We start from the raw sequence: 13,430 nt of genomic DNA on the forward strand, positions 1-13,430 counted from the left end.
CCTCACTCCTCCGTCGCTTTCGGCTTCCGCCGGTTCGACTCCTTGGCGCGGGCGGCCTGGAGCCGGGGGATGTACCACGACCCGAATAGGCCGATCACGATGCCGGCCGCGCACACCCACAGCCACCAGCGGTCGTCCCGGGGCAGGTCGGCGATCAGCAGGACGACGAGCGTGACCGCCCATCCGGCGGTGCCGGCCAGGGCGACGCCCACGTCGTTGGTCTGCATCGGGGGCGGGTCGGGCCGGCGCGGTCGCGTCATACTGATCAGGGTATTCGGCCTTGGCTCCTGGACGCGGTCGCGGCACCGGCCGGGCGCCGCTCGGCACCGGGCGCCGGTCCCTACCGGGCGCCGGTCGGCACCGGGCACTGACCCCTACCGGGCGCCGGTCCCTGCCGGGCGCCGGGCGGCCTCGGACCGGCCGCGTCACGTTGGCGATATCACCTTATTTATCGATCTGTTGACATTTCGGTGCCCGTATGCGGGTTTACCTGCCCGTTCGTCTACACTCTGCGCCCGTGACCGTCAAAGAAGCGCAACCGCAGGCCCCAGTCGGCCGACTCGACCGGTACTTCAAGATCTCCGAACGGGAGTCCACCGTCGGCCGCGAGATCCGGGGCGGGCTGGCCACCTTCTTCACCATGGGCTACATCGTGGTCCTCAACCCCTTGATCATTGGAACGGTCGCCGACAAGGACGGCCAGTTCCTCGGTGACCTGACCGAGCCGGGCGCGAGCATCCCGCTGGTGGCGGCGGCGACCGCGCTGGTGGCCGGCCTGCTCACGCTGGCCATGGGCCTGTTCGGGCGCTACCCGTTCGCCATGGCCGCGGGACTGGGACTGAACGCCGTGGTGGCCTTCAGCCTCGCCGGGGTCATGTCCTGGGAGGACGCGATGGGCATCGTGGTCCTCGAAGGGCTGGTCATCACCGTCCTGGTGCTGACCGGGTTCCGGGTGGCGGTCTTCCGCGCCATCCCCGCGTCGCTGAAATCGGCGATCGCGGTGGGGATCGGGTTGTTCCTCGCGCTGATCGGGTTCGTGGACGCCGGCTTCGTACGGCGGATCCCGGGCGCGCTCGGGGAGGCGTCGGTCCCGTTGCAGCTCGGCGGGACGGGCAGCCTGACGGGCTGGCCCACGCTGGTGTTCGTCTTCGGCCTGCTGCTGACCACGGTCCTGGTGGCCCGCAAGGTCAAGGGCGCCATCCTGATCGGCATCCTGTCCACCACCGTGGTCGCCATCATCGTGGAGGCGCTGGCCAAGGTCGGCCCGTACAACAAGGGCCCGGGGCCAGACGGGCGCCCGGTCATCAACCCCGACGGCTGGCAGCTCAACGTCCCGGCGGTCCCCGACAAGGTCGTCGGCAAGCCGGACCTCGGGCTGGTCGGCGACTTCAGCCTCTTCGGCAGCTTCGAGCGGGTGGGGATCACCGCCGCGCTGCTGTTCATCTTCACGATCATGCTGGCCGACTTCTTCGACACGATGGGCACCGTCGTGGGCGTCGGCGCCGAGGGCAAGCTCCTGGACAAGGAGGGCAACCTCCCCGGCATCCGCAACGTGCTGCTGGTCGACTCGGTCGGCGCCGCCGCCGGCGGCGCCGGCTCGGTCTCGTCCAACACCACCTACGTCGAGTCCGCCGCCGGTGTGGCCGAGGGTGCCCGGACGGGCCTGGCCAGCGTGGTGACCGGCCTGCTGTTCCTGGTCGCGATGTTCTTCGCGCCGCTGGTGACCATCGTCCCGTTCGAGGCGGCGACGCCCGCGCTGGTGGTGGTCGGCTTCCTGATGGTCACCCAGATCCGCCACATCGACATGGACGACTACGACGTGGCGATCCCGGCGTTCCTCACCATCGTCCTGATGCCGTTCGCCTACTCGATCACGGTCGGCATCGGCGCCGGGTTCATCAGCTACGTGGCGATCAAGGCGGCCCGGCGCCGGTTCGCCGAGATCCACCCGCTGATGTGGCTGATCGCCGTGCTGTTCGTGCTCTACTTCGCGCTGGAGCCGGTGAAGAGCGTGCTCGGCGTGAGCTGACCCCCTGCTGTACGCGGGGGTGCGGGGGTGTCCCCGCGCCCCCGCGAAGGGGCCATGTGCGCGGGGGCGTGGCACGATGGTCGGGAGGGTCCTACCAGCGATCGGAGGGTGAAGTCGTTCGCGCCGCCGGCGCGCCGTACGGGTACGGCCGGGGCGGTGCGTGCGCGCGATGCCGGCGAACCGTCGCGGAATACCGCAGCGCGGCGTATCGTTAGCAAAAGCAATGACTTCTGCGAACGACCATGAGCACGCCACCGAATCCGCGCCGCGCCCCGGGCAGGGCCCCGGGCCTGGCCGAAGACCTGCGCATCTCGATCGCGCGCCTGTCCCGCCGGCTGCGCACTCTGAGGGGGCCAGGGCCGGACGGCGGCGGCGCCGGTCCGCTCTCACTCACCCAGTTCGCCGCTCTCGCCGCCATCCAGCGCCACGGGTCGATGACCCCGCGGGAGCTGGCCGACCACGAGAAGGTGCAGCCGCCCTCGATGACACGCGTGATCGCGTTCCTGGAGGAGCAGGGGCTGCTGGCGCGCAGCCCGCATCCGACCGACGGCCGCCAGGTGGTGCTGAGCGTGACGGAGGCGGGCGGGTCGCTGCTCCAGGAGGAACGGCGCCGCAAGGAGGCGTGGCTGTCCCGGAGGCTGGAGGAGCTGACCCCGGAGGAACGGGAGATCCTGCGCCGGGCGGCACCGATCCTGGACAAGATCAGCCGGGCCTGACCGCGTCCGGCGCACCGGACGCCGTACCGGACGACGCCGTACCGGACGACGCTCCGGCCGGAGGGATGTTCCGGTCGCTGCGGGTCCGCAACTACCGGCTGTTCGCCTCGGGCCAGGTCGTCTCCAACACCGGGACCTGGATGCAGCGGGTCGCGCAGGACTGGCTCGTCCTGGACCTCGCGCACGGCAGCGGCGTCGCGCTCGGCATCACCACCGGGCTCCAGTTCCTGCCGCTGCTGCTGTTCGGGCTGTGGGGCGGAGTGATCGCCGATCGCTACCCCAAGCGCCGGGTACTGATGATCACGCAGGCCGCGATGGGGCTGCTGGCGCTGGTCCTGGGCGTCCTGGCGATCACCGGGACGGCGCAGGTGTGGCACGTGTACCTGCTGGCCTTCGGTCTCGGGCTGGCGACGGTCGTGGACAACCCGACCCGCCAGTCGTTCGTGATCGAGATGGTCGGCACCCGCGACCTGCCCAACGCGATCGCCCTCAACAGCGCCACCTTCAACGGTGCCCGGCTGGTGGGCCCGGCCGTGGCGGGCGTGCTGATCGCGGTGCTCGGCACCGGGCCGGTCTTCCTGCTGAACGCGGTGTCCTTCGGCGCGGTCCTGTTCGGCCTGTACGCGATGCGGGCGAGCGAGCTGCACGGCTCCGAGCCGGTCAAGCGGGCCAAGGGCCAGCTGCGCGAGGGCCTGCGGTACGTGCGCGGGCGGCGCGACCTGATGCTGGTGCTCGTCCTGGTCGGGTTCGTCGCCACGTTCGGGATGAACTTCCAGATGACCACCGCGCTGGTCGCCCGCGAGGTGTTCGACCGGGGAGCGTCCTCGTTCGGCCTGGCCTCCAGCATGCTCGCGCTGGGCGCGCTCATCGGCGCGCTGATGGCCGCGCGCCGGGTGGCCCGGCCGCGGCTGCGGGTGCTGGTCGGGGCGGCGGCGCTGTTCGGCGTCCTGGAGGTGCTCACCGGTCTGATGCCGGTCTACTGGTCCTTCCTGGCGCTGCTGGTGCCCACCGGGATCGTGCTGATGACCTTCACCACGGCCGCCAACGCCACCATGCAGCTGAACGTCGCGCCGGAGATGCGCGGGCGGGTGATGGGCCTGTACATGTTCGTGTTCCTGGGCACCAACCCGTTCGGCGCCCCGCTGGTCGGCTGGATGGCCGAGCACTTCGGCCCGCGCATGAGCATCGTCCTCGGCGGCCTGGTCGCGCTCGCCTCGGCACTGGTGGTGGCGGTGCTCGCCGCGCCCCGCGGCGCGGTGCGGCCGGCGCTCGCCGGCGCGCTGCGCCGTCCCGCCGCGGCCTCGGACCGCTGAGCAGGGGGAACGTTCGGGTTACCGGGTGTCGACGGTGCGATCTCCGCGCGTGACAAACCGCCGTTCCGGCTGGAAAGCTGGTCGCGTGGCATCCCGGACAATCCCATGAGGCTGTTCGTGGCGCTGGTGCCGCCACCGTACGTCCTCGACGAACTCGAGGACTTCCTCGCCCCGTACCGGTCCGGCCCGCCCGAGGGGCTCCGCTGGGTCGGCCGCGAGCAGCTGCACGTGACGCTGACCTTCCTCGGCGAGGTCGACGAGCGGACGTTCGAGCGCCTGCTGCCCCGCCTCCAGCGCGCGGTCGCCCGGCACCGGCGGCTCACCCTCTCCCTGGCGGGGGCCGGGGCCTTCCCGGGCAACGGCGCGCACGCCAGGGTCCTGTGGTCCGGCCTGTACGGTGATCGCCGCGAGCTGGCCAGGCTGGCGGCCTCGACGTCGGCCGCCGGACGCCGGCTCGGGGTGCCGCCCGGCAAGAGCCGCGCGTTCCGCCCGCACCTGACCCTGGCGCGCTGCCGGGTCCCGGTGGACGTCCGCCCGCTGCTGGAGCCGATGTCGGCGTTCGCGGGCACCCCCTGGACCGCCGACTCGGTGCGGCTGATGGAGAGCCGCCTGCCCGCCAAGGGACGCACCACGGTCGAGCACGAGGTGATCAGCACCTGGCCGCTGCGCGAGCCCAAGGGCTGAGCCGCCGCCCTTCGGGGGCACGGCCGGGGCGACGGCTCTGAGGTGACGGCTCCGGGGTCACAGCTCCGGGGGCGGGGGAGCGGGACGGTCGGCGTCCGGAGGGCCCCAGGGGAGCCCGTACCGCTCGCAGGCACGGCGCAGCTCCTCCAGGTCGGGCGGGAAGCCCACCTGGCGCAGGACCCGCCCGGCGGGACTCCACACCACCAGCCGGGGCATGCGGTCGGCCGACTCGTCGATGCCGACGCCGCCCACCCGCTCGCGGACCAGGTCCCATTCCACCCGCCCCCGCCGGGTGACCACCGCCAGCCCGGCCGAGGAGACGCGCAGCTGCGCCCGGTCGCGGTCGTAGAGCCAGTAGCCGCCGAGCCCGATCACCACCCCCGCGGGCAGCGACCAGCTCGCCGTGACCAGGAACCCGCCGAGGTCCGGCCCGAGCCACACCGCGCCGAGCAGCGCCACCATCTCGCACAGCAGCACGCTGACCAGGTACGTCCCGAGCCGGGACCGGCGGGTGGCGTCCAGGAGGGCGCCCGGGGCGCTGACCGGGCTCGGCCGCTCCCCGCTCTCCTCGCCGTCTCCGGTCCCCGGCGCCGCCCGCCCGGCCCGTCCGGACGGGTCCGGCACCGCGGGCGCGGGGCCCTGCTGGGGTGCCGACAGCGTGGCCACGGCCGAGTGGAACGCCGCGCTGAGGTAGGCGTCGTACTCGGCGTCGTTCACCGGCAGCCCGGCGCGCCGGGCCGACTCGCGCAGGTCGGTCCGGGCGATCCGCAGCGCCGACAGCGGGGCCGCGAAGAACTCCTCGCCGTCGGCGTCGTACAGCCGGACCCAGGCGTGCCCGGCGATGGTCAGCAGCTCGATCCCGCCGAGCCGGTCCTCGGGCATCCGCAGCACCACGTCGCCCGCGGCGTCGGCCCAGCCGAGCCCGCCGTCGGTCACCACCAGGCGCCCGCCCGGAACCTGAGCGAAGATCTCCGGCAGCCCGTCCAGGCCGTACTCGGGGGTGCGCGGCGGTCGCCGGCCCGGGGTGACCACGCGATGGCCGTGGTCGTCGAGGGCGTGGGTGAGCTGGAAGGCGTCCAGCCCGTGCGCGGGCAGCCGGGCGATCAGGCGCAGCCGGTGGTCGAAGGCCAGCACCGCCGGGTCCGCCCGCCGCGGCTCGCCGGTGAGCGGGTCGGGCCGCAGGCCCGGGCCGACGACCAGCGCGGCGATCTCTCCCGCGGGCAGCCGCAGCGCCTCCCGGACGCCGGGACGGCCCCGCACCTCGATGCCGTCCCCGGAGATCGTCCACTGGATCCTGGTGGCCCGCAGCATGCGGCGGCGCGCGGCGAGCATGCCGGTGATCGCCGCCAGCGCCCAGCATCCGGCCGCGAGCCGGGCCCCGAACCCGCCGGTGCCCTCCATCGCGATCCGGGCGACCATGACGGCGCCCAGCAGGCCGCTCAGCCCGCCCAGCAGCGCGATCCTGCGGCGGCTCGGCAGCGGCGCCGGTGTCGCCAGCCGTACCGGCTCCCGGCCGGTGCCGGGCGCGCCGGCCGCCGTCACGGGCGCGGCGCCGGAGGAGGCGGCGGTCCTGGTGTCGGAGGACGGCGAGGACGGCGCCGACGCCGCCGCGGCGGCCGGGGCCGGCGCGGGCGCGACGGAACCGGGCAGGGCCCCCGGCGGCGGGCTCTGCGCCGGGAGGTCCGGGGCGGGGGACGGGGCGCGGCGCGGCGGCTCGTGGGCGGCGGCCAGCAGGGCCGCCTCCTGGTCGAGGAGGCGCTGCTCGGCGGCGTGGTGGCGGGGCAGACCCAGGTCGGCGGCGGCGCCGTCGGGGCCGGACGGTTCGGGTGCCTCCTCGCCGGCCTGCTCGGCCAGGTCGGCGGCGTCCCCGTCCAGCAGGTGGACGGGGACGCCCAGCCGCCGCGCCGTCACGAAGAACGGCAGCGGCTCCATCCCCATGGAGTCCAGGGTGCCGACGGCCGTGCGGCCGAACCTGTGGAGGACGGTCAGGACCCCGTCCCCGGTGGTGATCGCCAGGCCCTCGATCCGGGACCGCTCGTACCGCGTCAGGCTGAGCCCGCCGCGGCCGACGCGTTCCAGGCCCTCGGCCGACAGCCTCCAGTACGGGCGGGGACGCCGGCGGCGGGCCTCCGGGGCCGCGCCCAGCGCCCACGGGACGGCCGCCACCACGGCGATCAGCGCCGCCCAGAGCCAGACCGGGCGAATCGGCAGTAGGGCCAGGGCCACCGCCACCAGGGCGAACGGCCCGGCCGCGACCGGGCGCCACCGACCGCCGGGCCCGCGCAGGCCCACCAGCTCATGCTCCACAGTCCGCATCCTCACACGTGTCCGGACGGGTCCGATCTGTCCCGGCCGCGATTCGAGCGCGACCCTTTCCTTCCCCGGGCCCGGGAACGGGCCCGGAGACGGGGGCGGGCGCGCGGCTCACGAGCGCCTGCGCAGGAGGCCGTAGCCGACCGCCGCCGCGATGCTGAGCGCGATGATCAGCCCCAGGCTCGGCCCGGTCGAGTCGCGGCGGCCCTCCTCGGCCGAGCCCGCGCCCCCGCCGTTCCCTTCCCCGTCCCCGTTCCGGGAACTCCCGGACGGACCCGGGGACGGCAGCGCGTCCTTCGGCAGCGGCACCCGGTACACCGCCTGCGCGGGCCCCTCCGAGCCGACCAGCAGGCTCCGCCCGTCCGCCGAGTAGGTGAGCGACTCGCCCTGCTGCTGGCGGGGAAGGCCGATCGAGGTCAGCATGCGGCCGGGCCGGCCCTTCGCGTCCACCCGGTACAGCCGGGCGCCGAAGTAGGTGCGGATGGCGTAGCCGCTTCCGTCCGGGGCGAACGCCCCGTCGGTGGCGATCGCGGGGGCGTCGCCGACCTTGCGCAGCAGGTTCGTGCCGCGCGTGCTCAGCCGGGCCGGGGCCTCGTACACCGCCGCCGAGAACAGCTTGCTGGCGATGTAGAGCCGGTTGGTCCGCGGGTTGATCATCATGGTCTCGGCGTTGCGGGGCCCGTCCTCGTACTTGAAGCGGAACGCCGTCGCCCGCAGCGTGCGGGTGCGCAGCCGCTCGGGTTCGGTCACCCGGTAGACGGTGACGTACGGCCAGGCGCCGCCGAGGTTGTCGCCGATGTCGGCGACGAAGATGGCCGGGCGTCCTTGCTCGTCCCGGCCCATCGCCATGGCCTCCCAGTCGCGGGCGCCCGCCCCGGCGAGGGTGAGCACGGCCCGGGTGCGCCCGTCGGGGCCCAGCGCGAAGATCTGCGCGACGCCGCCGGAGTCGTTGTGGGTGTAGGTGACGCCGCGGTGGCGGCGGCTCACCGCCAGGCCGCTGGACTCGGTGATCCGGGGATCGGAGACGGTGAAGGCGATCTCGTCGTCGGGCGCCGCCCGCTGGGCCCTCGCGCCTGCGCCCGTGCCCGTGTACGCGCCTGTGTACGGGGTGCGGGGTGCGGCCGCGGTCCCGGCCGAGGCCGTGGTCGAGGCTGCGGTCGACGCCGTGGCCGGGGGCGCCGGCAGCGTCCAGGCGAGGCCGCCCGCGGGAAGGGCGAGGGCGGCTCCCGCGCGCAGCACGGCCTGCCGGCGGTGAGGCGGACGCAACGACATCCCTTGATCATCCCCCGTTCGGCACCCGCCCGATCATGTGCCCCGAGCCGCTCGCGCGTCCCGGCCGTCGCCGGAGGCCCGCCGGTCGCTCCGCCCCGTCCCGGCCGCCCCGGGCTCAGCCGAGCAGGGCGCCGATGACCACCGCCAGGATCAGCGCGGTCAGGACGGTGGGGAGCAACCAGTGGGGCGCACGGTTCACGGGTCCGAGCTTATTCGGCCGTACGGGCGGCTCGAACCGGGCGCGGGCGTTCCGCCGCGCCCGCGCCCCGGCCCGTACGGCGCGCCGGCCTCCCGAGGACGGCACCGCGACACGCCGGTACGCGGTGGCGGGGCGTCCCGCCACCGCGTACCGGCCCGCGCGGTGTGGCCTCGGAGGAGCGGCCTCGGAGACCGGCCTCGGAGACCGGCCTCGAGACGTGGGTCAGAGGCGCTCGACGATGTGGTCGACGCAGGCCGTGAGGGCCTCCACGTCGGCCGGGTCGATGGCCGGGAACATCCCGACGCGCAGCTGGTTGCGGCCGAGCTTGCGGTACGGCTCGGTGTCGACGATGCCGTTGGCCCGCAGTACCTTGGCCACCGCCGCCGCGTCCACCTCGTCGGTGAAGTCGATCGTCCCGACGACCTGCGAGCGCTGGGCCGGGTCGGTCACGAACGGGGTGGCGAAGGAGGACTTCTCCGCCCAGGTGTAGAGGCGCTGCGCCGAGTCGGCGGTGCGGGCGGTCGTCCAGGCCAGGCCGCCCTGCCCGTTCATCCACTCGATCTGCTCGGCGAGCAGCAGCAGCGTCGCCACCGCCGGGGTGTTGTAGGTCTGGTCCTTGGCCGAGTTGTCCACCACGGTCGTGAGGTTGAAGAACTCGGGGACGTACCGGTCGGAGGAGGAGATCTCCTCGATCCGGGCGAGCGCGGCCGGGGAGGCCAGCGCGACCCACAGGCCGCCGTCGGCGGCGAAGCACTTCTGCGGGGCGAAGTAGTAGACGTCGGTCTCGCTGACGTCCACGGGCAGGCCGCCCGCGCCGGAGGTGGCGTCCACCAGGACCAGGGACTCGCCGGCGGACGTCCCGGCCGGCCGCCTGATCGGCATGGCCACGCCGGTGGAGGTCTCGTTGTGGGTGAGCGCGTAGACGTCCACGCCCTCCTCGGCCCGCGGCAGCGGGTGCGTGCCCGGCTCGGAGGAGATCACCGACGGGTCGGCGAGCCAGGGCGCGCCCTTGGTGACCTTGGCGAACTTGCTGGAGAACTCACCGAACGTCAGGTGCTGCGACCTCTCGCGGACCAGCCCGAACGCCGCGGCGTCCCAGAAGGCCGTGGTGCCGCCGTTGCTGAGCAGGACCTGGTACCCCTCGGGCAGCGAGAAGAGCTGCGCCAGGCCCGAGCGGACGCGGCCGACCAGGGACTTGACCGGCTTCTGCCGGTGGGAGGTCCCCATGTAGGCCGAGCCGGAGTCGGCGAGCGCGGCGAGCTGCTCGGGCCGCACCTTGGACGGACCGCATCCGAAGCGGCCGTCGGCGGGCTTGAGGTGGTCGGGAATGACAATGGCTGGATTGGCGCTGTCGGTCACTCGAAGAAGGCTATCTGACCTGCGCCTGAGATCGTGTACGGGTTCACATTCCGAGACGGCGCCCGGCCCCGCGGCGTTTCACCTGCGGCGGCGCCGCAGCGTCCAGGCCGCGAGCACCGCCAGGCCCGCCAGGCAGATCCCGGCGACGACGGCGGGCGGGTAGATCCAGGGGTCGTCCCGGCGGCGCGCCTCGACGGCCGTGGCCGCCGAGTCGTAGGCCAGGAACGCCAGGAAGAGGGCCACGGCGGCCAGGGCGACCCGGCCGGACACGGCGTTGGTGCGGCGCCGCCTCTCCTCGCGTTCCCGCTCGTACCGGCGCAGCTCCTCGGCCTCGCTCACCGCCCCGGCGTCGCGCAGCGCCTCGCGCCCGTTCGCCGTGCCCGTGCCCGTGCCGGTCCGGGGGTCCGTGCCGCCCCGGGTGTGCTCGGCGGCTGACGCGGGCCCGATGTCGCCCTCGAGCGGCTCGTCGAAGTCGTCGGTCACGTCTCAATGATGACAAAGGGCTTCCCATGATTGCCCTGTACTCGGTTACATGGCGGCCGACGTCTATTTACCAACTCTGTACGAACGACGGTTCCGGATGGCCGGTGCGAGGCCGATCGGGAGTCAGGAGGCGCCGCGTGAACACGGGTCATGGCGGTCCCCCGAGCGCCGAGCGGCTGGAGGGCCTGCTCAGCCTCTTCGAGCGGGTCAGGGAACGGCCGCGCACCCGGGCCGGCGACCGGTTGCGGCCGCTGCTGCTGACCATCGGCTCTCCGGCCGAGACCCGGCAGGTCTCCCATGTGCTGGTGGAGCGCTGCATGGCCGACCCCGGGCCGCACAGCCACATCACCTCCGACGTCCAGGCCGGCGCGCCCCCCTTCACCGACCTGGCCCTGCTGCTGCGGCACGTGAGCCGCGAGCTGTCCTCCCACCACCCCAGGTTCGAGCCGGGACTGCGGTTCCCGATGCTGAGCATGGTGCTGTGGCTGCTGGAGCTGCGCCGGATGCGGCTCGAACAGGAACAGTCGGGGAACGGCGAACGGCCGGACCGGCAGTTCGCCTCCAACGCCCAGCGCCGGCTCTGGCAGCTGGCGGGGGAGCTGGACGCCGCCGAGGAGGACCGGGAGCGCCGTACGCTGCTGGGCCGCGGCATCCGCAGCCGCCGGCAGATCGTGGTGCCCGCCGAACGGCCCGGCCAGCAGGGCAGGCTGGCCTCCGTACTGTCCTACCTGGAGCAGGTCGCCCCGATCGGGGTGGCGCTGGTGGCCCTGGTCAGCGCCACCGCCGCCAGCACCCTGGACATCGCCGCCGCCATGCTGGCGGGCGGGGTCGGGCTCTCGTTCGTCCTCGGCCAGGTCGCGGCGCGCACGCGGGACTGGGCGGGCCGGCGCCGCTACCGCTGGTTCACCTCCGCCGAGCAGCCCTACATGCGCGGCAACCGCTCGTCCGACTTCCTCGGCTTCGCCCTGGACGTGTTCTACCGGGAGGAGACCGACCCCGGGACGCCGCTCGACGACGAGCTGGAACGGCTGCTGATCGCGGCGTTCCTCCAGGACCTGCGGCAGGCGTACCGGCGCGGCATCGGCCGGGCCCCCTGGGCGCGGGTGCGCTACCCGGCGGTCGTGATCGACCAGATGCCCGAGGACCACCCCGGCCGCGGCCAGAGCCGCCGGTTCGTCGAACGGGTGGAGGAGCTGCGGCGGCGCGAGGAACGCTTCGACCCGCTGGTCATGGCCGTCGCCACCGGGTCGCGGACCGAGGCCCGCGAGCTGGCGCTGGCGATCCGCGCGCCGCTGGCCGAGCAGACCGTGGCCGATCTCGGCGAGGTGCGCGAGCAGGACGACGGCCACCCGTTCTGGGCGGGCTTCCTGGCCGAGCAGCGGCGGGTCGCGGTGCTGGGCACCCGCCGCGAGCTGAGGGTGGACGCCGGGCGCGGCGACGGCTCCTCCACCGAGCCGGTGTACCAGGGCCGCCGCCGGCCCGTGGCGGCCCATCCGGCGCTGCCGTGGCTGGTCGCGGGCGCCATCCTGGCCGGCTCGCTGTCGGTCATCTCCTTCCAGGCCGTGCGGTACTGCGCGCCGTTCACGGTCTGGCACGCGGAGAACGGCGAGTGCATCGGGATCAGCAACGGGTCGTACGAGTTCAACGAACGGCTGGCCGGGATCCAACGTCGCATCAAGCGGTCCAACGACGCGGTGCTGGCGTCCGGTAAGCCGTACGTCACGCTGGTCTACCTGGGCCCGATGACCGTCGATCCCGACATCCGCAACCCCGAGGCGGACCTGCTGGCGGGGATCCACGGGGAACTGGTCGGCCTCTCGATCGCGCAGCGGCGGCACAACGAGGCCAGCGGGCAGCCCCGGCTGCGGATCCTGCTGGCCAACTCCGGCTCCCGGTTCCGGCACGCCCGCCAGGTCGCCGGGCGCATCCGGGAACGGGCCGCGCAGGACGGCACGATCGTCGCGGTCGTCGGCTTCGGGCAGAGCCGCGAGCAGACCGGCCACGCCATCGAGGAGCTGTCGAAATCGGCCCTCCCGATGATCGGGACGACCAACACCTACGACGGCACGGCGCAGTCGCGGGGCCGCTTCTCCCCGTACTACTTCCGGCTCGCCCCGCCGAACCGGACGCTGGCCCGGCACGCCGCCTTCTGGGGCCGCAACGGCCGGACCGGGGTACGGGCCGGCAGCGCCGACGTCTTCTACGACACCGGCAAGGGCGACCTCTACAGCCGCAACCTCGCCGCCGACTTCGCCGCCGCGTTCGCCCCGGGGAAGGTGCGGATGCTGCCGTACTCCGATCCCAGCCAGGTGCCCGGAAGGGTGCTGGAGGCGTGTACGAGCCCGGCCGACCTGTTCTACTACGCGGGCCGCTCGGACGAGTTCCGGTCGTTCATCAACCGGCTGGCCAACACCGACTGCAAGGGGCGGCGCGTCGTGCTCGCCGGCGACGAGGTCACCAAGTACGTCAGCGACAACGCCCGCGACATCGGCGCCACCGACTCGATCCGGCTCTTCTTCACCCCGCTGGCCGCCCAGGAGGCGTGGGTGCCGGACTTCGTCGGAGACCAGCCGCGCCAGATCTTCTACCCCTCGTTCGACCAGGTGGTGGAGGATCTGGTGGGCGGGAACGCCGCCGCGCAGGCCCGGCCGTCCCGGACCCACGCGGCGCTCGGCTACGACGCCGCCCGCACGGTGATCAGCGCCGCCGAGCGGATCTACGGCGACCAGGACCGGACGCTGCCGACCGCCGCGGCGATCCTGTCGGAGCTGACCGAGCCGGGCGAGGGCGCGATGCCGCAGGGCGCCACCGGCCTGCTGCGCTTCGGGCCGCGCTCGCAGGGCCACCAGATCCCGCGCAAGCCGGTGCTGCTGACGACGGTACGGCCCGACGGCTCCCTGCGAATGGTGGCCGTCTGCGGCGAGCTCGTCAGGGAGGGCCGCGGAACGACGGGGGTGTGCCCTGCGGATGAGGCCGCCCGCCCCTGACCGGGGGCCCGGCGGCCCACTGGCCGAATCCCTCAACGAAACCGGCCGCGCGGACGTCCAAGGCTCCAGAGAGGC

The 13,430-nt window shown here is 74.1% G+C and carries 11 protein-coding genes; 5 read left to right on the forward strand and 6 right to left on the reverse strand.

The genetic code is table 11. From position 1 onward, the window contains the following. Window positions 1–2: 2 nt before the first annotated feature. Window positions 3–260 carry a DUF2530 domain-containing protein gene (locus IW256_RS37685; RefSeq protein ID WP_197015492.1) on the reverse strand — a complete coding sequence of 86 codons (258 nt, stop codon included), beginning with the start codon at window positions 258–260 and terminating at the stop codon, window positions 3–5. Window positions 261–478: 218 nt separating this feature from the next. Between IW256_RS37685 and IW256_RS37690 the strand changes: the two genes are divergently transcribed. The 4 genes from IW256_RS37690 to thpR all read left to right on the forward strand — a co-directional run bounded on the left by IW256_RS37690 (window position 479) and on the right by thpR (window position 4,742). Then, on the forward strand, window positions 479–2,029 hold the full coding sequence (locus IW256_RS37690; protein WP_197015493.1) for an NCS2 family permease: 1,551 nt from the start codon (window positions 479–481) through the stop codon (window positions 2,027–2,029). 242 nt (window positions 2,030–2,271) lie between these two features. Further along, the gene (locus IW256_RS37695; RefSeq protein ID WP_197015494.1) at window positions 2,272–2,745 is read left to right on the forward strand and encodes a MarR family transcriptional regulator; all 474 of its coding nucleotides are present in this window, start codon (window positions 2,272–2,274) and stop codon (window positions 2,743–2,745) included. Window positions 2,746–2,810: 65 nt separating this feature from the next. Further along, complete coding sequence (locus IW256_RS37700) at window positions 2,811–4,058, forward strand: MFS transporter (protein ID WP_197015495.1); 1,248 nt, start codon at window positions 2,811–2,813, stop codon at window positions 4,056–4,058. A gap of 105 nt (window positions 4,059–4,163) precedes the next feature. Continuing rightward, entirely contained in the window at window positions 4,164–4,742 is a 579-nt protein-coding gene (thpR, locus tag IW256_RS37705) for an RNA 2',3'-cyclic phosphodiesterase (RefSeq protein ID WP_197015496.1), read from the forward strand. Window positions 4,743–4,799: 57 nt separating this feature from the next. Here thpR and IW256_RS37710 read toward each other — a convergent pair whose 3' ends face one another. The 5 genes from IW256_RS37710 to IW256_RS37730 all read right to left on the reverse strand — a co-directional run bounded on the left by IW256_RS37710 (window position 4,800) and on the right by IW256_RS37730 (window position 10,368). After that, window positions 4,800–7,049, reverse strand: coding sequence for a hypothetical protein (locus IW256_RS37710; protein ID WP_197015497.1), 2,250 nt, complete (start codon window positions 7,047–7,049; stop codon window positions 4,800–4,802). Window positions 7,050–7,166: 117 nt separating this feature from the next. Further along, window positions 7,167–8,327 (reverse strand): esterase-like activity of phytase family protein, encoded by a 1,161-nt coding sequence (locus IW256_RS37715; protein WP_197015498.1) that lies wholly within the window; start codon window positions 8,325–8,327, stop codon window positions 7,167–7,169. A gap of 115 nt (window positions 8,328–8,442) precedes the next feature. Further along, on the reverse strand, window positions 8,443–8,670 hold the full coding sequence (locus IW256_RS37720; protein ID WP_197016858.1) for a hypothetical protein: 228 nt from the start codon (window positions 8,668–8,670) through the stop codon (window positions 8,443–8,445). A 78-nt stretch (window positions 8,671–8,748) separates the two neighbouring features. Further along, complete coding sequence (gene serC, locus IW256_RS37725; protein ID WP_197015499.1) at window positions 8,749–9,885, reverse strand: phosphoserine transaminase; 1,137 nt, start codon at window positions 9,883–9,885, stop codon at window positions 8,749–8,751. A gap of 78 nt (window positions 9,886–9,963) precedes the next feature. After that, window positions 9,964–10,368 (reverse strand): hypothetical protein, encoded by a 405-nt coding sequence (locus tag IW256_RS37730; protein WP_197015500.1) that lies wholly within the window; start codon window positions 10,366–10,368, stop codon window positions 9,964–9,966. Between the two features lie 137 nt (window positions 10,369–10,505). On the opposite strand from IW256_RS37730, the gene IW256_RS37735 reads away from it, so the two are divergent. Beyond that, entirely contained in the window at window positions 10,506–13,355 is a 2,850-nt protein-coding gene (locus IW256_RS37735) for an ABC transporter substrate-binding protein (protein WP_197015501.1), read from the forward strand. Window positions 13,356–13,430 lie beyond the last annotated feature (75 nt).

The organism is Actinomadura viridis, assembly GCF_015751755.1.
Classification (GTDB): domain Bacteria; phylum Actinomycetota; class Actinomycetes; order Streptosporangiales; family Streptosporangiaceae; genus Spirillospora; species Spirillospora viridis.